We start from the raw sequence: 20,455 nt of genomic DNA, 5'->3' as shown, positions 1-20,455 counted from the left end.
CGGCAAAATCGAGGCGAAGGCTCTTGTTCAAGTGATCGATAAACTGGAATTTCTCCTCGCCCTCTCCCGCGAGGGCCATTTCGGCCGTGCCGCTGAAGCTTGTGGCGTCACGCAGCCGACCTTGTCGGCGGCTATCAAACATCTCGAAGATATGTTGGGGGTTCGCCTGGTCAATCGCGGCTCGCGCTTCCAAGGCTTCACCGCCGAAGGGGAACGGGTCCTCACTTGGGCGCAGCGCATTGTCGCCGACGCGCGCGCCATGCGGCGAGAGGTCGATGGGCTGCGGCATGGCCTCAATGGACATTTGCGCATCGCCGCTATTCCCACGGCCCTGCCGATCATCGCCGCGCTGACGACGCCCTTCCGGGCGCGCCATCCGCAAGTGCGGTTCACCGTGCTGGGGCGCGCCTCGACGCAAATTCTCAGCATGATCGAGGCCGTGGAGATTGATGCAGGCCTGACCTATCTCGACAATGAACCCCTCGGCAAGGTCAAAAGCCTGCCGCTTTACCAAGAAGATTATTGCCTCATCACGGCCACTAAGACCGAGCCCGGCCAGCGTGACCATATCACCTGGAGCGAGGCCGCCGCTTTGCCGCTGTGTCTGCTCTCACGGGATATGCAGAACCGTCGCATCATCGACGATCTGCTCGGCAAGACCCTCACACCGGACAAAATCGTCCTTGAGACCGATTCCCTGACTGTGCTTCTCACTCACATCCAGACGGGTTCCTGGACGAGTGTCATGTCACGAAAACTCGCGGAGACATTGGGCGATCTTCCAGGCCTTGTCTCGATCCCATTGGTCGAGCCAGTCGTGAAGCATTTGATCGGGCTCGTCGCTCCCGCCAATGAACCCATGATACCGCTCACCGCGGCTCTGTTCACCGAAGCACGGCAGCTCGCCAAGACGCTCTATGGCGCGGGAGGACATTCATAATAGAGAGACCAGCGGTCATGGTTGATGACCGCTGGAATAGCTTCATTGAAAAAGCCGGATTGCGCTTTCGAGTGTTTTCGCGACACCCCAGAGAAGCGGCAAAATAACCAGCATCCACGCCAGGGCAGCCGTTGGCGTCAGGCCACCACGCCCGATTCCGTGAGACAGATCGCCTGCGACGGATGTCTCATGGGCGCCGGGTCCTGTTCCCACGTCCATGAAGCGATGCTCGGCCACCGGCTTGATCAAAGCGTTGCAGAGCAAGCCTAGAACGAGAAAGCCCGCCAGGACATAGAGCGTCACATCATAGAGCCGGTCGTCAGGAACACCGGCCGCCTTATTGATCTCGCGAATATAATTGACCACGACAGGGCCGATGATTCCGGCTGTCGACCAGGCTGTCAAAAGACGGCCATGGATGGCGCCGACAAATTGTGTGCCGAACATGTCGGCAAGATAGGCCGGCGCCAGCGCGAAGCCACCGCCATACATCGACACGATAATGCAGAGGGCACCAACGAACAAAGTCCTGGACCCCATATGCGCAAATGTCGGCGCAGCGGCATAGAGGATGATGCCAAGGAGAAAAAACACCAGATAGGCTGTTTTACGGCCGATCTTGTCCGACAATGTCGACCAGAAGAAACGGCCGCCAATATTGAAAAGCGAGAGAAGAGCCGCGAAACCCGCCGCAATGCCGGCGATGGCCCCACGCTGCACGGGATCGAGCGCGGCAAAACCAAGATCCGGCCGATGAATGAGATTGCCGCCAAAAATTTCCTGCAGCATGGGAGACGCCATGCCGATGACGCCGATCCCTGCCGAAACATTGAGGCAGAGAACAGCCCAGATCAACCAGAATTGCGGTGTCTTATGCGCTTCACTGAGATGCACATGGCCGTTGGTGATCATCCGCTTCGTACCGGCCGGAGACTGCCAGCCCGCCGGTTGCCAGCCTGAAGGGGGCACACGATAGCCGAAAGCCCCGACCATCATGAAGACGAAATAGATCCCCGCCATGACAAGAAAAGTTTCAAGGACGCCGACCGAGGCCGATGTCCTGAAATGCGCCATTAACAGGGCAGCCAGTGGCGAACCAATCATGGCACCGCCACCAAATCCCATGATTGCCATGCCCGTCGCCATGCCGCGCCGGTCAGGAAACCATTTGATCAAGGTTGAAACCGGCGAAATATAGCCAAGGCCAAGACCGATGCCACCAATGACACCGGAGCCAAGCCATAAAAGCCAAAGTTGATGCAGCTTGATTCCAAGCGCCGAGACGACGAGGCCACCGCACCAACATAAAGCGGCGATCACGCCAGCCTTGCGCGGCCCCGCCTTTTCCAGCCAGCCACCGAAGAGCGCCGCCGACGAGCCGAGAAGAACGAAAAACAGGGTATACATCCAGCCGAGATCAGCAATTTTCCAATCACATTGGGTCGTGAAAAGCCGCCCCAAGAGACTCATCTCCTCAGGACAGGCAAGAGGCGCTGCTATTCCAAGAGCCTGGCTCAACGGCAACCAGAACACACTGAAACCATAGGCCATGCCAATACAAAGATGGATGGCCAGGGCGCAGGGCGGGATCAGCCAACGGTTAAATCCGCGTTCCGCGACAATTCGTTCGCGCGCAAACAGGCCATAGCTCACATCCGGCTGCAAGGGTCCTGCTGTTGTCACTTCTTCCTCTGAAGGATAGGCCGTTCTCATCATTCCTCCCAAGACCTTGTTTGCTTGAGCAAACTTTATACCGGCGCGCAGCGCTATCGCATCGATTCCGAAAGGAGCAACCACTTCCGGGACCGATGCTGCCCATATTCTTTGTATATGCTTTCAGGCCGGCACGACAGGCGTCTTGTTTTGTGCGAGCTGCCGTAGCTGGGAAACATCCATATTGAGATGCGCCGCCACCAATTCATGCGGTGTGTTTGCCATCCACGATGTCAAGGAAATATCGGAATATTGCCCGGTCGTGAAGACCTCCAGAAAGCGCAAAGTATCCTTGCCTGTATTGAGAATATAGTGACCTGTCGAACGGGGAACATAGCCGACATCGCTCGGGCTGAAATCGAATGTGTTGGCGCGCCCCTCATTGGCGAAAACCGTCATACGGCCGGAACCACTGATATAATATTGCCATTCATCTGAATTTGGATGCCAGTGAAGCTCACGCATACCGCCAGGTTCGACCTCAACCAAGGCCGCGGACATGTTCGTTGAAGCTTTGAAATTATTCACATCGGCAATCCGCACCGTCCCGCTGCGCGTCTTGATTGGCGTCTGATCCATCAAGGCAAATTTATAGGAATTGGGCACGTCAGGACGATTGCTTTGCGCCAAATCGCTTTCTAGACTCCCCGGCATGGGCGCGTTGAAGATCCACAAATCCTTGTGGGGAATATTTGCAAAGGCGGATTCTGGAAGATTGAAATTCTTGGCGAGAATATCGGTGGGTGTATGCGCGATCCAGTCGCTGATGAGAAAGGTGCTATCCTCGGAGAAATTGCCATCGTTGAAGACGAGGACGAATTCGCAGCCATCCGGGCCAAGGCCCTGGATCGAATGCGGAATGCCCGAGGGAAAGAACCAGAGGTCTCCTTCCTTCACGTCGGCGACGAACCGTTTGGCGTCGCCATCGACTGCAGTAATCCGCCCCGTGCCATAGGTCACATAGGCCCATTCCGCTGGCAAATGCCAATGCAATTCGCGAACAGCCCCCTTGGGGAGGCGCATGTTGACGCCGGCCATGGCCTTGGAGGCCGGAAAATTGCGCACCGTGACTTCGCGTGCCCAACCCGCATCCGTATGCCGATTGTGCACCTCGGAAAAAGAAAATTTCAACGTGCCAAGATTGCCGTGATCGGTCGAAAGCGGATTCAAAGCGCTCGGATTGAGGGCTTCCTCGCGCGGATCGTGCGGGCCTGGATAGCTCACGGCGGGATTAGCGGAAGGATAGGCTGTCCCTTCCTGAGCACTGCGAGCCGTGCTTGCCGCAAGCAGACCACCGGCCGCGCCAGCCGCGAGAATTTTACGCCGAGAATAATCAGTCATGATGCGCTCCTTCCCTTCATACGCCCTTTATATCGAAGGCTGCGGTAGAATGAGGACCGCGGCTTTGTTTGGGAACAAGGCAAAGAACGATGACTGCGATCGCGTTTTCCGATAAGGAGATGCCATGCTCGATCCGCTGCACTTGCAAACATTTCTGCACATCGCAGAAGGCCACAGTTTTTCAGAGACGGGCCGCCGTTTGGGTATCCGCCAATCCACGGTCAGCGATCACGTGCGCAAACTCGAAGAGATACTCGGCCATCAACTTTTCGTGCGCGATACCCATCACGTGACATTGACGCTCGAAGGAGAAGCGCTTGTCGCTTTCGCGACGGGTATCCTTGCCGCCCAGGATAGAGCGCTCAGACATTTCGCCGGAACCAAATTGCGCGGACGTCTGCGTTTAGGCGTGACCGAGGATCTCATTCTTTCCTGGCTGCCCCAGATCCTGAATGATTTTGTCCAGAAGCACCCACAGATCGATTTGAGCTTTACAATTGCCTTGAGCAATGTGCTGATCCAGCGTTTCGACGCGGGCGAACTCGATCTTGTTCTGTGTAAGCGTTGGGCGGGTGAAGAGCGCGGCGAGCTCCTTTGGCGCGACCAAGTCGTGTGGGTGGGAGCCAACCCCGCTCCGATCAGCGCGAACGGACAACTTCTTCTCATTTTGTATCCGGCCCCGAGCCTGACGCGCTTCATGGCCTTGAGCGCGCTTGAAAGCGCTGGAATTTCGTGGCACATCGCCTGTACGAGCGACAGTTTAAGCGGTGTCGTTGCCGCGGCCCGTGCGGGAATGGGAATTTTCGCGCATTCCCGCAGTTTGATCCCATCGGGCCTCGTGGAAATCACTTCCTCCCATGGCTTGCCGAAACTCAATGAACTTGATTTCGTCATGCTCTCCGCCAATCCGCGCTATCATGCCTCCATCGGCGAACTAACCGAAGCGATCCGACTTCACGTCTCCCGACGCGACGGGTCCAAACCTTGAAACCGGAGGTTGGTGCCAATCGGCGTTGAAATCGCGAGCATTGCACCGCGCCAAGCCATTCCTTTAACGGCCAAGCGACTTGCACGAACATGCACTTGGTCAACGGTGCCATCCAAATAGACAGAATGTATAAAAACAATCCTGACAACTATTATATTTTCATCAGCAGACCATTTCCATCGTTCCAAATCTCGCAACCGCCCTGTGGCAAGGATAGGAGAATACGCGTTTCTGCGTATTCTTGAAGCTTTTGTCCCGATCTATTCTTCGCTGAGCAGTTTCGTTTCCAAGGAAACGGAGCCCAGTTCTTAAGAAAAGATTGAGGGGCCGTTAATGGTCAGAGATTTAGTCGGGACCGGCAAGAAGAACGAGAAGAAGCGCCCAATGTTGCGCAAAACGGCTTGGGCGTTGACTTTGTTGAGCAGCGTGAGTGGCATGTCACTGACGGGGGCTCAGGCCGGAGAGACCTTCCAACTCGGCGATGGCCATTCAATGACGCTTGGCGCGGGCATCAGAGCAGGCGTTGGATCCGTTTCCCCCCATGCCGTAGGTGGCAATGGTACTGGAACAATCGGCAAGTTCAGCCTCGATGATTTCCGTATCTATACGCAGTTTGCCTGGAATCAATACCTCAAGGCGACTGTCAATACGGAACGTGGATATGGCAATGGGCCTATCGGGATTCTCGACGCCTATGCGCAATACGAGCCGAGATCCGAGGTCAATGTCTGGATCGGTCAGATGCTGCCGCCGAGCGATCGCTCCAATCTCGATGGACCCTTCTATCTCAGCCAATGGTATTATCCGTTCGTCTCGCAATATCCTTCGCGTTTCAATGGACGTGATATCGGCGCCACGGTCTGGGGCAAGGTGCTAGACCAGAAACTGGTCTATTCGGCTGGTATTTTTGCCGGACACAATCTTGGGACCTATCGCGGATATCCTGATCCCGGCGTCGATCCATCGACCTTCGCTTATTACGGTCCCTCGAACCAGGGCCGCAATCCCCTCTTTGCCGGCCGCCTTGTCTATAATTTCTGGGATCCGGAGCCCGTCGACGCCTATTACACCGCGAGCACCTATTACGGAAAAGCCGATATTCTCTCTATCGGAATCGCCGGCATGTTCCAGCAAGATGGCGTCGGCAACGCGATCAATCGTGGCAATTACGGCGCGTGGAACGTCGATGCCTTGATGGAGAAGAAACTCGGCGATTATGGCGTGATCACATTGGAAGGCGCTTATTATCGTTATGACACGAGTGGTGTCATCGATGTCCCCGCCAATTACAATAGTGCTGGGCTTACGGCGAATATTGGCGGCCTGACCCAAGGCAATGCCTATCTTGCCAGTGCCGCCTATCTCATTCCCACCAAGATCGGTTGGGGCCAGTTCCAGCCTTATGCCCGTTATCAGCATTTCGATGCGACTCTTCTCAACACTTGGAACTCTCAGATCGATTTCGGCGTCAATTATGTGATCAAACCGCATGACCTCGTTTTGACGCTCAATTGTTCGATGAATTCCTCGAGCTATACGAATAGTGGCACACGCGTGACATTCGGCGTCCAATATCAGCTCTGACCCCGTCAGGATCAGCCAGTTGAAACGCCTCCCAAGAGATTTGGGAGGCGTTTTTCATTCGCGTTGCGGCAAGACATTCCATGGGCAATTTCAAGCGACGCAAATAGGCGACGCTTTATGGAAAGCCCGTTTACGCAATAAATTAAGGCCCCTTTTTACGATGGAATGCATCGTAAAAAGGGGCCTCCTGTTCAGCCAAGGTGAATGCGAACGATACGCTTCAATGGCTGATCATCCAGGGCCGAGCGGTCGGAAAGCTCTTGGCGCCACTCGTTGTGGTCAGCATTGGCCGTTTCTTCTTGCTTTTCAGGCCACCCGAGCAGCACGCGCAGCCAGCGCCATGTTTGGCCTTATATTCATCGCTCGTCATCGGCGCATGGCTCGCGCGCTCGTTGACGGCATGGGCCTCAAAGCGTGCGCGCGACATGCTGGAAGAGTGCGGCGCGGTCAAAAGCACGCGCGGCGCAAGGGCGCCACAATCCGGACAGGGTTGCGGATCGGAATATTCGCTCATCGGCCGCATTGCGGTGAAATCGCCACATGTATCGCACAAATACTCATAGACCGGCATGGCATATCCTCATCAACATGGAAACGGGATGGCATCAGCCATCCCGCGCATTCATGCGTGAATCATCACTTTGGATTACACATCCTGGGCGATCGGCATATCAATGGAGCCGTCAAGATATTTCGTCGGACCGGCCGCTGAAGGATTGATGTCGAAGTCGAAGATCTCGGTCGGGATCCACAAAGTGGCGCAGGAGTTCGGAATATCGACGACGCCGGAGAAATGGCCCTGCACTGGCGCGGTCCCGAGGATCGAATAAGCCTGCGCGCCTGAATAGCCGAATTTCTTGAGATATTCGATGGCGTTGAGGCAGGCCTGACGGTAGGCGACATTAGCGTCCAGGTAATATTGCTTGCCTTCCTCATCCACCGAAATACCCTCGAAGATGAGATAATCCTTGTAATTCGGCGTGATCGGCGACGGCTTGAAGATCGGATTCTTGATGCCGTATTTCGACATGCCCTCCTTGATAAGTTCGACCTTGATATGCAGCCACGCGCCAAACATTTCGATGGCGCCGCAGAAAGTGATCTCGCCATCGCCCTGGCTGAAATGCATGTCGCCCATCGAAAGGCCGGCGCCAGGCACATAGACCGGAAAATAGATCTTGGAGCCGCGCGACAAATCCTTGATGTCGCAATTACCGCCATGTTCGCGTGGCGGCACGGTACGAGCGCCCTCTGCCGCGACCTTCTCTTTCGCCTCGCCCTTGAGTCTGCCGAGATGAGCAGTCTTGGCGAAAGGCGGATTGGCGAGCGGCGGCACGCGGGTCGGGTTGGTCGCGATCAGCCCCAGTTCACGCGCGTTCCAGGTCTCGAGCATCGCCTTGCTCGGCAAGGTGCCGATGAGGCCGGGATGAATGAGGCCGCCAAAGCTGACGCCCGGGATATGGCGTGAGCGGGTGAACATGCCATCGAAATTCCACACTGATTTCTGCGCCAGCGGGAAGTGATCGGTGAGGAAGCCACCGCCGTTCTTCTTGGCGAAGAAGCCGTTGAAGCCCCATTCATGCCCCTTCAAGGGACCGGCATCAAGAATGTCGACCACCAAGAGGTCGCCCGGCTCGGCTCCTTTCACCCCGATCGGACCGGAGAGATAGTGCACAGTAGACAGATCGACATCGCGGATGTCATCGGCGGAATCGTCATTCTTGATGGCGCCGCCGGTCCAATCGACAGTCTCGACCAGGAAGTCAGCGCCGGGTTCGACCCACACCGCAATCGGAATGTCCGGGTGCCAGCGATTGTGGAGGTTTTCATTCTCTGTCGCCGGCCGTGACAGGTCGACGGAGATAAGGGTATCAGGCATTAAAAGCTCCGTTTCCGTAGGGTGGTTCAGACTGAGAGAAATTTGGCGACCTTGGCCTCGTCGACTTCGGCGCGCAGATTTTCATGGACGATCTCACCGTTCTCGATGACAAGCACGCGGTCGGCGATATCGAGAGCGAAGGACAGCACTTGCTCGGATACGACAACGGAGAGGCCTTTCTCGTCACGTATGCGCTTCAAAGTGCGGCCCATTTCCCGAATGATGGAGGGCTGAATACCCTCCGTCGGTTCATCAAGCAGCAGCACTTTTGGCTTGGTGGCGAGCGCCCGCGCTATGGCGAGCTGCTGCTGCTGCCCGCCAGACAGATTGCCGCCGCGCCGCTCCTTCATTTCAAGCAGCACCGGAAACAAATCATAGAGATCGGACGGCACCCTGCTTTCGCCACGCGCGATGAGCCCGGTTTCGATATTCTCCTGCACAGTCATATTGGAGAAGATCATGCGCCCCTGAGGGACATAGGCGATCCCCTCCACGACGCGTTCGTAGCTCCTGAGTTTCGTGATGTCGGTGGGACCAACGCGGACCGCGCCGCTTCGCGTCGGTATGATCCCCATGAGCGCCCTCATGAGCGTGGTCTTGCCCATGCCATTGCGGCCCATGATGGCGACAATCTCATTGGGCGCGACAGTCAAGTCGAGACCGTGCAGCACTTCGCTCTGTCCGTAAGCGACAACGAGTTTGGAGACGTCGAGCATTGCCCCTCCCCTCAATGACCGAGATAGACTTCGATGACCTTGGGATCCGCCTGGACCTTGGCCATCGTGCCTTCGGAGAGAACCTTGCCCTGATGCAACACGGTGACTTTGTGGGCGATATCCTCAACGAATTTCATGTCATGCTCGATCACGATCACCGAGCGGTTCTTGATAATGGTATTCAACAATTCAGCGGTCTTCTTGCGCTCGGAAACACTCATGCCGGCGACCGGCTCGTCGAGCATCAAAAGTTCAGGGTCCTGGATCAGCAACATGCCGATTTCCAGCCATTGCTTCTGGCCATGGCTGAGATATTCCGCGCGTTGATCGAGCTGGCCGGCGAGAAAGATGGTTTCAGCGATCTCTCTCACCCGCTCCTTCACGGCCGCGTCGCGGCGAAAGGTGAGTGCGCCCAGCACTGAACGCCCTTTGGGATAGGAGATTTCGAGATTCTCGAAGACGGTGAGATCCTCATAGATGGATGGATTTTGAAATTTGCGCCCGACCCCGGCACGCACGATTTCATGCTCCTTCATGGTCGTCAGTTCACGGTCCTTGAACTTGATCGAACCGTCGGTCGCCTTGGTACGTCCGCATATAAGATCGAGTACCGTTGTCTTGCCGGCGCCATTCGGGCCGATAATCACGCGGATTTCGTTCTCATCGACATAGAAGGAGAGATCATCGACGGCCTTGAAGCCGTCGAAGGAGACGGTCAGGCCCTCGACCGCCAGCACGAAGTCCTTATTCATCTGATTGTTCCGTTGCGGGTTCATTGGGTGCTCCTCACTCGGCAACGGCCGGGGCGCCGCTGGGCGTCTTCGGCTTCAGGCCGAAGACCTTGCCCAGATGCGGGGCCACATACGTCTGGTAGAGGCCGGCAAGGCCATTCGGGAAGACAAGCACCACGGCGATGAACAAGCCGCCGAGACCGAACAGCCAGAGTTCAGGAAAGCTCTCGGAGAGGGATGTCTTTGCCCAGCTGACGAGCAGCGTGCCATAGACCGCTCCCAGCAGGGAAAGGCGACCGCCGACGGCGCAATAGATGACCATTTCGATCGAGGGCACTGTTCCGACGAAGGACGGCGACATGAAGCCGACCTGGAGTGTAAACATCGCACCACCGATCGCCGACAGAATAGCGGAAAGGCAGAAGATGAAGACTTTGAAATTGGCGACGTCATAGCCGGAGAAACGGACACGATCCTCTTTATCGCGCATGGCGACGAGTATGCGGCCGAGTTTGGAGGATTTGACGTAATAGGCCAGCAGAATGGAGGCGAGCAGCAGACCGACACAGACGAAATAGAGGATACTCTTCGCCGCATCGGTGCGGATATCCCAACCGTGCAGCGTCCGCAGATCCGTGATTCCGTTGATGCCGCCTGTATATCCCTGCTGACCAATGATGAGGATGGTCAGGATCGAGGCGATGGCCTGCGTGATGATCGAGAAATAGACACCACCCACGCGCCGCTTGAACATGGCAAAGCCGATGATTCCCGCGAAGATGGCAGGCACTGCGACAATGGCGAGAGTCGTGAAGCCGAAGCTGTGGAAAGGCCGCCAGAAATAGGGCAATTCGGTGAGCTGGTTCCAATCCATGAAGTCCGGAATGCCCGGTGTCGACTGGATCTTGGTGTTCTCCACGCTCGAAGCTTCGAGCTTGAGATACATGGCCATGCAATAGCCGCCAAGGCCGAAGAATATGCCTTGGCCAAGCGAAAGGATGCCAGCATATCCCCAGCATAGGACCAGGCCAAGCGCCACGAATGCATAGGTCAGATATTTGCCAACCATTTGCAGGCGAAAGCTGTCGAGTGCGAGAGGCAGAATGACGATGAGCAGCGCACTCAAAATCACAATGCCAACGATATCCTTGCGGGCAAGGAAGAAACTACGGTCGAATGGTGTCATTTACCCCTCCTCAACGCCGGACCTTGATGGTGAACAGACCTTGTGGACGAATCATCAGGATGACCACCACGCCGAGCAGAGTGAGCACTTTCGCCATCGAGCCAGATAAGAAAAACTCCAGCGTCGACTGCGCTTGGGAAATTGTAAAAGCCGAAGCGATGACGCCAAGGAGGCTCTGCGCGCCACCAAACACGACGACGAGGAATGTATCGACGATATAGAGCTGACCGGCGGTCGGACCCGTAGAGCCGATCATGGTGAAAGCGGAGCCAGCGATGCCGGCGATGCCGCAGCCAAGGCCGAATGTATAGCGATCGGTTTTCTCTGTATTGATACCGACCGCCCCCGCCATGACACGGTTCTGCATCACGGCGCGCACCTGTTTGCCCCAGCTCGAACGATAAAGCAGAAGATAAACAGAAAGGGTAATGACGACGGTGAGGCCCATCACGAACAAGCCGTTGATCTGGACTTCGATCGTGCCGGTAACAGGCAGCGAACCCATCATCCATGGCGGCAGTTCGACACCCACCTCGCGCGCGCCAAAAATGGAGCGGTAGCTTTGTTGCAGGATGAGACTGAGGCCCCACGTGGCCAGGAGAGTGTCTAGCGGCCGCTTATAAAGAAAGCGGATCATGCTCCACTCGACAAGGAGGCCGAGCGCGCCGGAGGCGAGAAAGGCGACCGCCATGGCGACGAAGAAATAGATCGAATAGAGCGAGGGCAGATAGGTTTGGAACAGATTTGACGTGAGATACGTCATATAGGCGCCAAGGATCATGAACTCGCCATGCGCCATATTGATGACGCCCATCTGGCCAAAGATGATGGCCAGACCCAGCGCCATCAGGACGAAGATCGAGAACAGGATCAGGCCGGCAAAAGCCTGCATGACGAAGATCGAACCGAGATCGCCGAGCGAATAGTCCATGAACATCTGCGTTCCCCGCGCATGAGCCAAAGGGTACGCCCGCCCTCTGTCGTCAAAGAGAGCGGGCCATTTCTACAGCTTATTGATATCCTTTGGGGAACGGGTTCGGCTCTACGAGATCAGGGGTCTCGTAGACCACCTCGTACTGGCCATTGACGAGCGCCTTGCCGACACGCGTCCGGCTCCACAGATGGTGGTTCGGATGGATCTTGACGTAGCCTTCGGGAGCCTCTTTGAACTCGATGCCGGGAGAAGCTTCCACCACTTTGTCGACGTCGAAGCTGCCAGCCTTCTCAACGGTCAGCTTCCACAGCCAGGGCCCCAGATAAGCCGCCTGCGTCACATCGCCGATCACCACCTTGTCGCCATAGGCCTTCTTGAAGGCTTCCACGAACTTCTTGTTGTTCGAGTTGTCGAGGGACTGGAAGTACTTCATGCACGCATAGGCGCCGGCAATATTTTCGCCACCAATGCCCAATATCTCGTCCTCGGTCACGGAAATGGTGAGCAAGGTCTGCTTGGAAAGATCGATGCCTGCCGCCTTGAGCTGCTTGTAAAAGGCAACATTGGAACCGCCGACGATGATTGCGTAGATCACGTCCGGCTTGGTCAGCTTGATCTTATTGATGACGGAATTGAACTGGGTGTGGCCGAGCGGGAAATATTCCTCTCCGACCACCTTCCCCTTGAGGAAGTTTTCAATATGCTTCCGCGCGATCTTGTTGGAGGTACGCGGCCAGATATAGTCCGAACCAAGAAGATAGAACGACTTGGCGCCCTTGACCTTGGAAACCCAGTCGAGACCGGCGATGATTTGCTGGGTCGCCTCCTGGCCCGTATAGATGACGTTTTTCGACTGTTCCAACCCTTCGTAAAAGGTGGGGTAATAGAGGATGCCGTTATATTGCTCGAAGACCGGCAACACTGCCTTGCGCGATGCCGAAGTCCAGCACCCCATGACCGAGGCGCATTTATCGTTGACGAGCAGCTTCTTCGCCTTTTCGGCGAAGGTCGGCCAATCGGAGGCGCCATCTTCCTGAATATATTTGATCTTGCGACCGAGCACGCCGCCAGCGGCATTGATCTGATCGATGGCGAGCTTCTCGGCTTGCACCGAGCCGGTCTCCGAGATCGCCATTGTGCCGGTGACGGAATGCAGAATGCCAACCGTCACCTCAGTGTCGGTGACGGCTAATCCTGTCGTGTTGACCGCCGAGGTTGCTGGCGCCTGGGCATAGCCAGCCTTCGGAAATAATGCGGCAGCCGGCAGGAGCGCGGCAGCTGGAACAGTCGACAGGACTTTCAGCACATTGCGACGGCTGACAGAACTATCTTTCGAGTGATCGTCATTTGAAGACATAAGTCCCCCTCCACGGTTTTCCGCGCGGCCTTGACACGCGTTGATGCGCTTTTGTCGAGGGGGAAGATTGACGGTATGACGCGTCGCAGCAATACGTGGATTACCGTATAGGGGTTTGGCCCAACCCATCGGACAGTATGCACACTTTCTCCCTACCTTCGCCGTGGAATGGAGTGTGCTTTGGCGTGGTGCTCAACAAGCCTCGTGCTGATTGATTCCATGTTCCAGGACCGGCGAAAGAGCAGGAGCATCGTGGGGAACGAAAGGCGGATATCGATCGACGAGGCAGCGAGGCAGGCCCCGATGGCGGCGGAGCAGAAGATCATTCGGGTGCGGCGTCGCTACAATCAATGGGTCGTCAATGAGACGCTTGAAGATTATGCGCTCCGCTTTACCGCAAAGAATTCCCGGCGATGGTCGGTGTTGCGGGTCGCCAATACCGCCCTCGGCGCGGTCGCCTTTCTGGCGCTGGAAGCGATCGGCGGCGCCATCACCCTGAGTTACGGCTTTTCAAACGCCGTCACCGCCATTCTCGTGGTCTGCGCGCTGATCTTCGCCACGGGTCTGCCCATCAGCTATTATGCCGCCAAATATGGGGTCGATATCGACCTGCTCACGCGCGGCGCCGGCTTCGGCTATATCGGCTCGACGCTCACGTCGCTGATCTACGCATCCTTCACCTATCTGTTCTTCGCCATCGAAGCGGCGATCATGGCGCTTGCACTCGAAATGTGTTTCGGCGTGCCGCTGATGATCGGCTATTTCGTCAGCGCGCTCGTCGTCATCCCTTTGGTGACGCATGGCATCACCTTCATCAGCCGCTTTCAACTCTGGACGCAGCCCCTCTGGATTTTCCTGAACGTGCTGCCCTTTCTCTTCATTACCTGGAGCAGCGACGGCACATTGATGGCGGGCTGGACTGGTTTTCCGGGTCTGCTTGACGGCGCAAACGGCTCTTTCGATTTGGTGAGGTTCGGCTTAGCCTCGACATTGGTTTTCGCCGTGATCACCCAAATTGGTGAGCAGGTTGATTTCCTGCGCTTTCTGCCACGCCGCGCGCAAGGCTCGACGCCGGGTGTATCTCCCACGGCATGGTGGGTGGCCATGATATCGGCCGGGCCAGGCTGGGTCGTTCCGGGCGGGCTGAAAATGCTCGGCGGTTCCTTTCTCGCTTATTATGCCTTGCAGCATGGCGTGCCATTCAGCCATGCCGCCGAGCCGACCCAGATGTATCTCATCGCCTTCAAGACCGCGTTGTCACCGCAAGTGGCACTCGCTTTCACCGGTCTGTTTGTGATTGTGGCGCAGCTCAAGATCAATGTCACCAATTCCTATGCGGGCTCAATTGCCTGGTCAAACTTCTTCTCCCGCCTCACGCACAGCCACCCCGGACGTGTCGTCTGGCTGGTCTTCAATGTCGCCATCGCGCTGATGCTGATGACGCTCGGCATCTACAAGATTCTCGAGAAGATATTGGGCCTTTATTCCATCATCGCGGTCGCATGGGTGGCCGCGATCGTCGCGGACCTTATCGTGAACAAGCCGCTCGGTCTCTCTCCGCCCGGCATCGAATTCAAGCGTGCCCATCTCTACGATATCAACCCAGTCGGCGTCGGGGCGGTGATGGCTGGAACCGGTGTCGCCGTCTTCGCCTTCGCGGGCGTTTTCGGCCCGCTGCTCCAAGCATGCGCACCATTCCTGGCGCTCTTCGTTTCTTTCAGCACCGCGCCCCTGATCGCCTTCCTCACCAAGGGCCGTTATTACATCGCCCGCCATCCACGCGAGAATTGGCACGATAAGGAAGCGCTGAAATGCTGCATCTGCAAACATAAATTCGAGATCGAGGATATGGCGCATTGCCCGGCCTATGATGGGCCGATTTGCTCGCTCTGCTGCTCGCTCGACGCACGCTGCAACGACCGTTGCAAGACGGAGGCGCGCTTTCCCGAGCAGATCCTCGCGGCGCTGGGGGCGGCACTGCCGGCCTGGATCATGGAGCGCATCAATTCCCGCCTCGGCCATTATCTCGGTGTGTTGGCGGTGCTTGCCTCCATTATCGCAGCCATATTGGGTGCGCTCTATTTGCAGGCCGCTCTCGCCCCTGCCGCTGAGCGTGCGGCAATTGGTGCGATGCTCTTCACACTCTATTTCATCCTGCTCATCATCGCTGGCATTGCCGCTTGGCTCTTCGTGCTGACGCAAGAAAGCCGGAGTGTGGCGCAAGAGGAAAGTCACCGCCAGACCGCGCTTTTAAGGCGCGAGATCGAGGCCCATAAGCGCACCGACCAAAAGCTCCAGAAAGCGAAGGAAGTGGCGGAGGCCGCCAATCTCGCCAAAAGCCGCTTTGTGGTCGGCTTGAGCCATGAACTGCGGACGCCGCTGAATGCTATTATGGGCTATGCTCAGATTCTTGAACGCGATGTCTCAATCCCTTCTCACCGGCGCAATGCCATTCGCGTGATGCATCGCTCGGCGGAGCACCTGTCCGGCCTCATTGACGGACTGCTCGATATTTCCAAGATCGAGGCGGGACGTTTGCACCTGTCGCGCGACGAAGTCCGCTTTGGCGAATTCCTCGACCATCTGGTTGATATGTTCCGCCTCCAGGCTACAGCCAAAGGGATCGATTTCGTTTATATCCGCTCCGAACATCTCCCGGCCGTGGTCTTTACCGATGAAAAGCGGCTGCGGCAGATTCTGATCAACCTTCTGACCAACGCCATCAAATTCACCGCGGAAGGCCGAGTCACCCTCCGTGTTTCCTATCGCTATCCGGTCGCCAGGTTCGAAATCGAAGACACTGGCATGGGCATCTCCCGCAATGACCAGGAACGCATCTTCTATCCCTTCGAGCGTGGCCAGCATGCCGGCACCTATGCGATCATTGGCATTGGTCTTGGGCTCACCATTACCAAATTGCTTACGGAAATCATGGGCGGAGAAATCTGCTTGACCTCGGAAATTGGCGTGGGCAGCACCTTCCAAGTGAAGATCATGCTCTCCGAGGCGACCCATCCTGTCCATGCGAGGCCCATCGAGCAAAGCATTCGTGGCTATCTTGGCCCGCGTCGCACTGTGCTCGTTGCCGACGACAACGTGGACCACCGTGATCTCATGCATGAATTGCTGATCCCGCTGGGTTTCACAGTGCTTTCCGCTCCAGATGGCGTCGCCGCGATGGAAATGGTGCGGCAGTGGGATCCCGATCTGCTTCTGCTCGACATTTCAATGCCAAACCTGGATGGTTGGGAAGTCGCCCGACAACTTCGCGATGAAGGCTTCACGCGCCTACGCATCATCATCATCTCAGCCAATGCTGGCGAGATCCGCGAGGATGTGATGGAGAAGCGCTATCATGACGATCAGATCGTCAAGCCGGTTCATCTGCCGGGTCTCCTCGAAAAGGTACAGACATTGCTTGATCTGGAATGGACCGACCAGGTGGAAACCGGCGAGACCAAAGCCCCCCTACGCCCGCCGCTCTCGATACGCCCGCCAGCCAGCGACCATATCGCCGAATTGATCAAGCTCGGAGAAATCGGCTACGTACGGGGCATCCAGGCCAAGCTCAATGAGATGGAGACCCTCTCATCCGAACATGATGCCTTTGTCGCGCATATGCGTGACCTGATGGATGTCTTCGACCTTAAGCAATATATGACTCTCCTGGAGGCAATACGTCGCGATGACGCATAGCACACAGCGGCGTGACATTGTTCTTGTTGTGGACGATTCGCCTGAAACATTAAGCTTTTTGACCGACGCACTCGAAGCGGCCGGAGCGACCGTATTGATCGCGGTCGATGGCGCCAATGCCCTCGCGCTTGTCGAACGGATTACCCCTGACATCATCTTGATGGACGCCGTGATGCCGGGCATGGACGGTTTCGAAACCTGCCGCCGTCTGAAGCGCGATAAGATTGTGACACACGTGCCCGTGATCTTCATGACGGCTCTTTCCGATACCGAACAGATTGTCATGGGCCTCGAAGCCGGCGGCGTCGATTATGTGACGAAGCCAATCGCTTTGGACGAGCTCATGGCACGTATGCGCGTCCATCTCACCAATGCCCGCGAGACCTATAGCGCACGAGCCGCACTCGACGCGGCTGGCCGCTTTCTGCTCTCCGTCAACCGGTTGGGCCGCGTGCTCTGGAGCACTCCACAGGCAACAGCTTTGCTCACGACCATCACGAGTTCGGCACCCGTCGACGGTTTCCTGCTCCCTGAAACTGTACGATGCTGGCTCGACGGGCTGCGAGGAAAGACAGGAGATGAGACCGAGACATTCGAACTGCGGATCGAGAATGCAGACCGGAGGTTGAAAATATCCTATGTCAGTCAGGTCGGTCCGGATGAATTGCTGCTCAGGGTCATGGAAGACAATACCCTTTCGCCCGAGCAGACACTGAAAACCCGGCTGAACCTCACCTCTCGCGAGGCGGAGGTGTTGACATGGGTCGCTCGTGGCAAATCCAACCGTGACATAGGCGAAATCCTGGGCCTATCGCCACGCACCGTGGACAAACATCTAGAGCAGGTCTACGCAAAAATCGGAGTCGAAAATCGCGTAGCAGCGACAGCGCTCGCCATCCAGACATTAACGCCGAAGTAGAACGATGGTCTGAAAACTCATGCGCCTTCACTCGAAGGCGAGGTATCGGGTATGTGGCCTGGTGGCTATTCTGTACCAACTCAATTGAGACAGACTTCTGATTTAGAAAGAGCACAGTCGTAGAGACGCATCATACCTCCATTTCATAACCGGCAGGTGCGGCTTTCCTCTTCTGGAATGTAACCGGGCGGCCATACACAGGCCGCCCGCTAGATATATTCGGTCAGATGAGATCGAACCGGTCGGCGTTCATGACCTTTGTCCAAGCAGCCACGAAATCCGTCACGAATTTCGTCTGCGCGTCCGCGCAGCCATAAACTTCGGCCAGGGCACGTAGCTGCGCATGGGAGCCGAACAGCAGATCCACTCTGGTGGCGGTCCATTTCACCGCCTTGGTCTTGCGGTCATGGCCCTCATAGACACCGTCCTCGGCGGCGGGTTTCCATTCGGTCCCCATGTCGAGCAGATTGGTGAAGAAATCATTGCTCAGCACGCCGGGCCGCGTAGTGAACACGCCATGCTTCGAGCCACCCGTATTAGCGCCCAGCACCCGCAGGCCGCCGATCAGCACGGTCATTTCCGGCGCCGTCAGGGTCAGAAGCTGTGCGCGGTCCACCAGCAGATGCCCAGAGATTTCCGCCAGCTTGGCGGGCACGTCATTACGGAACCCATCGGCCGGAGGCTCCAGCGGCGCGAAGGAATGAACATCCGTCTGCTCCTGGGAGGCATCCGTGCGCCCCGGCGCGAAGGGCACAGTGATTTTTTGGCCCGCCTCGCTCGCGGCTTTCTCGATCGCAGCACCACCCGCCAGTATAATGAGATCGGCCAGCGAGATCTTTTTGCCGCCGCTCAGCGCGGCGTTGAAATCGGCCTGGATCACCTCCAGTGCCTTCAACACCTTGTCGAGCTTCTGCGGCTCATTCACCGCCCAGTCCTTCTGCGGCGCCAAGAGGATGCGCGCGCCATTGGCGCCGCCGCGCTTGTCGGAGCCGCGGAACGTGGAGGCGGAGGCCCAGGCGGTCGAAACCAGTTCGGCCACGGTGAGGCCGGACGACAGGATTTTCTCCTTCAGCGCCACCACATCCGCCTCATCGACCAGCGGATGGTCCACGGCCGGAACCGGATCCTGCCAGATCAGCTCCTCCTCGGGCACGAGCGGCCCGAGATAGCGCGCGCGGGGCCCCATATCGCGATGCGTCAGCTTGAACCAGGCACGCGCAAATGCATCCGCGAATTCGGCGGGATTTTCGAGGTAACGGCGGGCGATTTTCTCATAGGCCGGGTCTGCGCGCAGGGCGAGATCGGTGGTCAGCATCGAGGGCGCATGGCGCTTATTCGGGTCGAACGCATCCGGCACGCTGCCGGCACCCGCACCGTTCTTGGGCCGCCATTGATGCGCGCCCGCGGGACTCTTGGTGAGTTCCCATTCAAAGCCGAACAGGTTTTCGAGATAGTGGTTGCTCCATTGGATGGGAGTCTGGGTCCAGATCACCTCCAGCCCGCTCGTGATCGCATCCTTGCCCACGCCGGTGCCGAAGCTGCTCTTCCAGCCCAGCCCCTGCTGCTCCACCGCGGCAGCCTCCGGCTCGGAACCGACATGATCGGCCGGGCCTGCGCCATGGGTCTTGCCGAATGTATGCCCGCCCGCGATCAACGCGACGGTTTCCTCATCATTCATCGCCATGCGCGCGAAGGTTTCGCGAATGTCGCGGGCGGCAGCCAACGGATCAGGATTGCCATCCGGCCCTTCCGGATTCACATAGATCAACCCCATCTGCACGGCGGCCAGCGGGTTTTCAAGGTCGCGGTCACCGGAATAACGGCTGTGCTTGTTGTTGGGATCATTGCTGAGGGCGAGCCATGTGGTCTCCGCCCCCCAATAAGCGGACTGATCCGGCTCCCATGTGTCGATGCGCCCGCCGGCGAAACCGAATGTCTTGAAGCCCATCGATTCCAGCGCGACATTTCCGGTCAATATCATCAAGTCCGCCCAGGAAATCTTGCGGCCATATTTTTGTTTGATGGGCCAAAGCAAGCGGCGCGCCTTGTCCAGACTCACATTATCCGGCCAGCTATTGAGCGGCGCGAAACGCTGCTGCCCGCCGCCTGCGCCGCCACGCCCATCCCCAATGCGGTAGGTGCCGGCGCTGTGCCAGGCCATGCGGATGAACAGACCGCCATAATGGCCGAAATCCGCCGGCCACCAGTCTTGGGAGTCGGTCATCAGGGCCTTCAGGTCCGCGATAACAGCATTCAGATCCAGGCTCTTGAACTCCTTCGCATAGTCGAACGCTTCGCCCATCGGGTTGGACAGGCTAGAATTCTGGTGAAGGATCTGAAGATTGGGCTGCTTGGGCCACCAATCCCGGTTCGTCCTGCCGTGTTCCGCATGCACAAACGGGCATTTGCCCTGGGCCTTGTCGTCTGTCTGCGCGTCCATGGTCCCTCCTGTTTGCAGCGAATTGAATATC

At 57.2% G+C, this 20,455-nt stretch carries 15 protein-coding genes; 5 read left to right on the top strand and 10 right to left on the bottom strand.

The window, feature by feature from the left end; genetic code table 11:
- Positions 1 to 31: 31 nt before the first annotated feature.
- Entirely contained in the window at positions 32 to 940 is a 909-nt protein-coding gene (locus BIND_RS05010) for a LysR family transcriptional regulator (RefSeq protein WP_041778474.1), read from the top strand.
- A gap of 42 nt (positions 941 to 982) precedes the next feature.
- Here the strand turns inward: BIND_RS05010 and BIND_RS05005 are convergent, their stop codons facing one another.
- Entirely contained in the window at positions 983 to 2,653 is a 1,671-nt protein-coding gene (locus BIND_RS05005) for an OFA family MFS transporter (protein WP_012383987.1), read from the bottom strand.
- A 123-nt stretch (positions 2,654 to 2,776) separates the two neighbouring features.
- Positions 2,777 to 3,994, bottom strand: a complete 1,218-nt coding sequence (locus tag BIND_RS05000) for a cupin domain-containing protein (protein ID WP_012383986.1) — start codon at positions 3,992 to 3,994, stop codon at positions 2,777 to 2,779.
- Between the two features lie 124 nt (positions 3,995 to 4,118).
- Between BIND_RS05000 and BIND_RS04995 the strand changes: the two genes are divergently transcribed.
- Complete coding sequence (locus tag BIND_RS04995) at positions 4,119 to 4,982, top strand: LysR family transcriptional regulator (protein ID WP_012383985.1); 864 nt, start codon at positions 4,119 to 4,121, stop codon at positions 4,980 to 4,982.
- 333 nt (positions 4,983 to 5,315) lie between these two features.
- The gene (locus BIND_RS04990; protein WP_012383984.1) at positions 5,316 to 6,566 is read left to right on the top strand and encodes a hypothetical protein; all 1,251 of its coding nucleotides are present in this window, start codon (positions 5,316 to 5,318) and stop codon (positions 6,564 to 6,566) included.
- Positions 6,567 to 6,786: 220 nt separating this feature from the next.
- On the opposite strand, the gene BIND_RS04985 is transcribed toward BIND_RS04990, so the two are convergent.
- The 7 genes from BIND_RS04985 to urtA form a co-directional block, all read right to left on the bottom strand.
- Positions 6,787 to 7,137: an FmdB family zinc ribbon protein gene (locus tag BIND_RS04985; RefSeq protein WP_012383983.1), complete on the bottom strand. Its 351-nt coding sequence runs from the start codon at positions 7,135 to 7,137 to the stop codon at positions 6,787 to 6,789.
- A 75-nt stretch (positions 7,138 to 7,212) separates the two neighbouring features.
- Positions 7,213 to 8,445, bottom strand: coding sequence for a formamidase (fmdA, locus tag BIND_RS04980; RefSeq protein WP_012383982.1), 1,233 nt, complete (start codon positions 8,443 to 8,445; stop codon positions 7,213 to 7,215).
- A gap of 26 nt (positions 8,446 to 8,471) precedes the next feature.
- A complete protein-coding gene (urtE, locus tag BIND_RS04975) occupies positions 8,472 to 9,161 on the bottom strand; it encodes an urea ABC transporter ATP-binding subunit UrtE (RefSeq protein WP_012383981.1) in 690 nt (229 codons plus the stop codon).
- Positions 9,162 to 9,172: 11 nt separating this feature from the next.
- A complete protein-coding gene (gene urtD, locus BIND_RS04970) occupies positions 9,173 to 9,937 on the bottom strand; it encodes an urea ABC transporter ATP-binding protein UrtD (protein WP_012383980.1) in 765 nt (254 codons plus the stop codon).
- Between the two features lie 10 nt (positions 9,938 to 9,947).
- A complete protein-coding gene (gene urtC, locus BIND_RS04965; RefSeq protein ID WP_012383979.1) occupies positions 9,948 to 11,078 on the bottom strand; it encodes an urea ABC transporter permease subunit UrtC in 1,131 nt (376 codons plus the stop codon).
- A 10-nt stretch (positions 11,079 to 11,088) separates the two neighbouring features.
- Complete coding sequence (urtB, locus tag BIND_RS04960; protein WP_012383978.1) at positions 11,089 to 12,015, bottom strand: urea ABC transporter permease subunit UrtB; 927 nt, start codon at positions 12,013 to 12,015, stop codon at positions 11,089 to 11,091.
- A 73-nt stretch (positions 12,016 to 12,088) separates the two neighbouring features.
- On the bottom strand, positions 12,089 to 13,369 hold the full coding sequence (gene urtA, locus BIND_RS04955) for an urea ABC transporter substrate-binding protein (protein WP_012383977.1): 1,281 nt from the start codon (positions 13,367 to 13,369) through the stop codon (positions 12,089 to 12,091).
- A 303-nt stretch (positions 13,370 to 13,672) separates the two neighbouring features.
- On the opposite strand from urtA, the gene BIND_RS04950 reads away from it, so the two are divergent.
- On the top strand, positions 13,673 to 17,065 hold the full coding sequence (locus BIND_RS04950) for a hybrid sensor histidine kinase/response regulator (protein ID WP_012383976.1): 3,393 nt from the start codon (positions 13,673 to 13,675) through the stop codon (positions 17,063 to 17,065).
- Entirely contained in the window at positions 17,055 to 17,984 is a 930-nt protein-coding gene (locus BIND_RS04945) for a response regulator transcription factor (RefSeq protein WP_012383975.1), read from the top strand. Before BIND_RS04950 ends, BIND_RS04945 begins: the two co-directional genes overlap by 11 nt.
- 223 nt (positions 17,985 to 18,207) lie before the next feature.
- Here BIND_RS04945 and katG read toward each other — a convergent pair whose 3' ends face one another.
- On the bottom strand, positions 18,208 to 20,424 hold the full coding sequence (katG, locus tag BIND_RS04940; protein ID WP_012383974.1) for a catalase/peroxidase HPI: 2,217 nt from the start codon (positions 20,422 to 20,424) through the stop codon (positions 18,208 to 18,210).
- Positions 20,425 to 20,455: the final 31 nt, after the last annotated feature.

The sequence above is a fragment of the Beijerinckia indica subsp. indica ATCC 9039 genome, from assembly GCF_000019845.1.
Lineage (GTDB): Bacteria > Pseudomonadota > Alphaproteobacteria > Rhizobiales > Beijerinckiaceae > Beijerinckia > Beijerinckia indica.
This window is presented reverse-complemented; position numbering and strand designations above follow the sequence as displayed.

What these genes read in the sequence shown, in the direction of transcription:
- BIND_RS05005 (WP_012383987.1), bottom strand. Translation starts at nt 2,653, where the DNA reads ATGAGAACGGCCTATCCTTCAGAGGAAGAAGTGACAACAGCAGGACCC.
- BIND_RS05000 (WP_012383986.1), bottom strand. Translation starts at nt 3,994, where the DNA reads ATGACTGATTATTCTCGGCGTAAAATTCTCGCGGCTGGCGCGGCCGGT.
- BIND_RS04995 (WP_012383985.1), top strand. Translation starts at nt 4,119, where the DNA reads ATGCTCGATCCGCTGCACTTGCAAACATTTCTGCACATCGCAGAAGGC.
- BIND_RS04990 (WP_012383984.1), top strand. Translation starts at nt 5,316, where the DNA reads ATGGTCAGAGATTTAGTCGGGACCGGCAAGAAGAACGAGAAGAAGCGC.
- BIND_RS04985 (WP_012383983.1), bottom strand. Translation starts at nt 7,137, where the DNA reads ATGCCGGTCTATGAGTATTTGTGCGATACATGTGGCGATTTCACCGCA.
- fmdA (WP_012383982.1), bottom strand. Translation starts at nt 8,445, where the DNA reads ATGCCTGATACCCTTATCTCCGTCGACCTGTCACGGCCGGCGACAGAG.
- urtE (WP_012383981.1), bottom strand. Translation starts at nt 9,161, where the DNA reads ATGCTCGACGTCTCCAAACTCGTTGTCGCTTACGGACAGAGCGAAGTG.
- urtD (WP_012383980.1), bottom strand. Translation starts at nt 9,937, where the DNA reads ATGAACCCGCAACGGAACAATCAGATGAATAAGGACTTCGTGCTGGCG.
- urtC (WP_012383979.1), bottom strand. Translation starts at nt 11,078, where the DNA reads ATGACACCATTCGACCGTAGTTTCTTCCTTGCCCGCAAGGATATCGTT.
- urtB (WP_012383978.1), bottom strand. Translation starts at nt 12,015, where the DNA reads ATGTTCATGGACTATTCGCTCGGCGATCTCGGTTCGATCTTCGTCATG.
- urtA (WP_012383977.1), bottom strand. Translation starts at nt 13,369, where the DNA reads ATGTCTTCAAATGACGATCACTCGAAAGATAGTTCTGTCAGCCGTCGC.
- BIND_RS04950 (WP_012383976.1), top strand. Translation starts at nt 13,673, where the DNA reads ATGGCGGCGGAGCAGAAGATCATTCGGGTGCGGCGTCGCTACAATCAA.
- BIND_RS04945 (WP_012383975.1), top strand. Translation starts at nt 17,055, where the DNA reads ATGACGCATAGCACACAGCGGCGTGACATTGTTCTTGTTGTGGACGAT.
- katG (WP_012383974.1), bottom strand. Translation starts at nt 20,424, where the DNA reads ATGGACGCGCAGACAGACGACAAGGCCCAGGGCAAATGCCCGTTTGTG.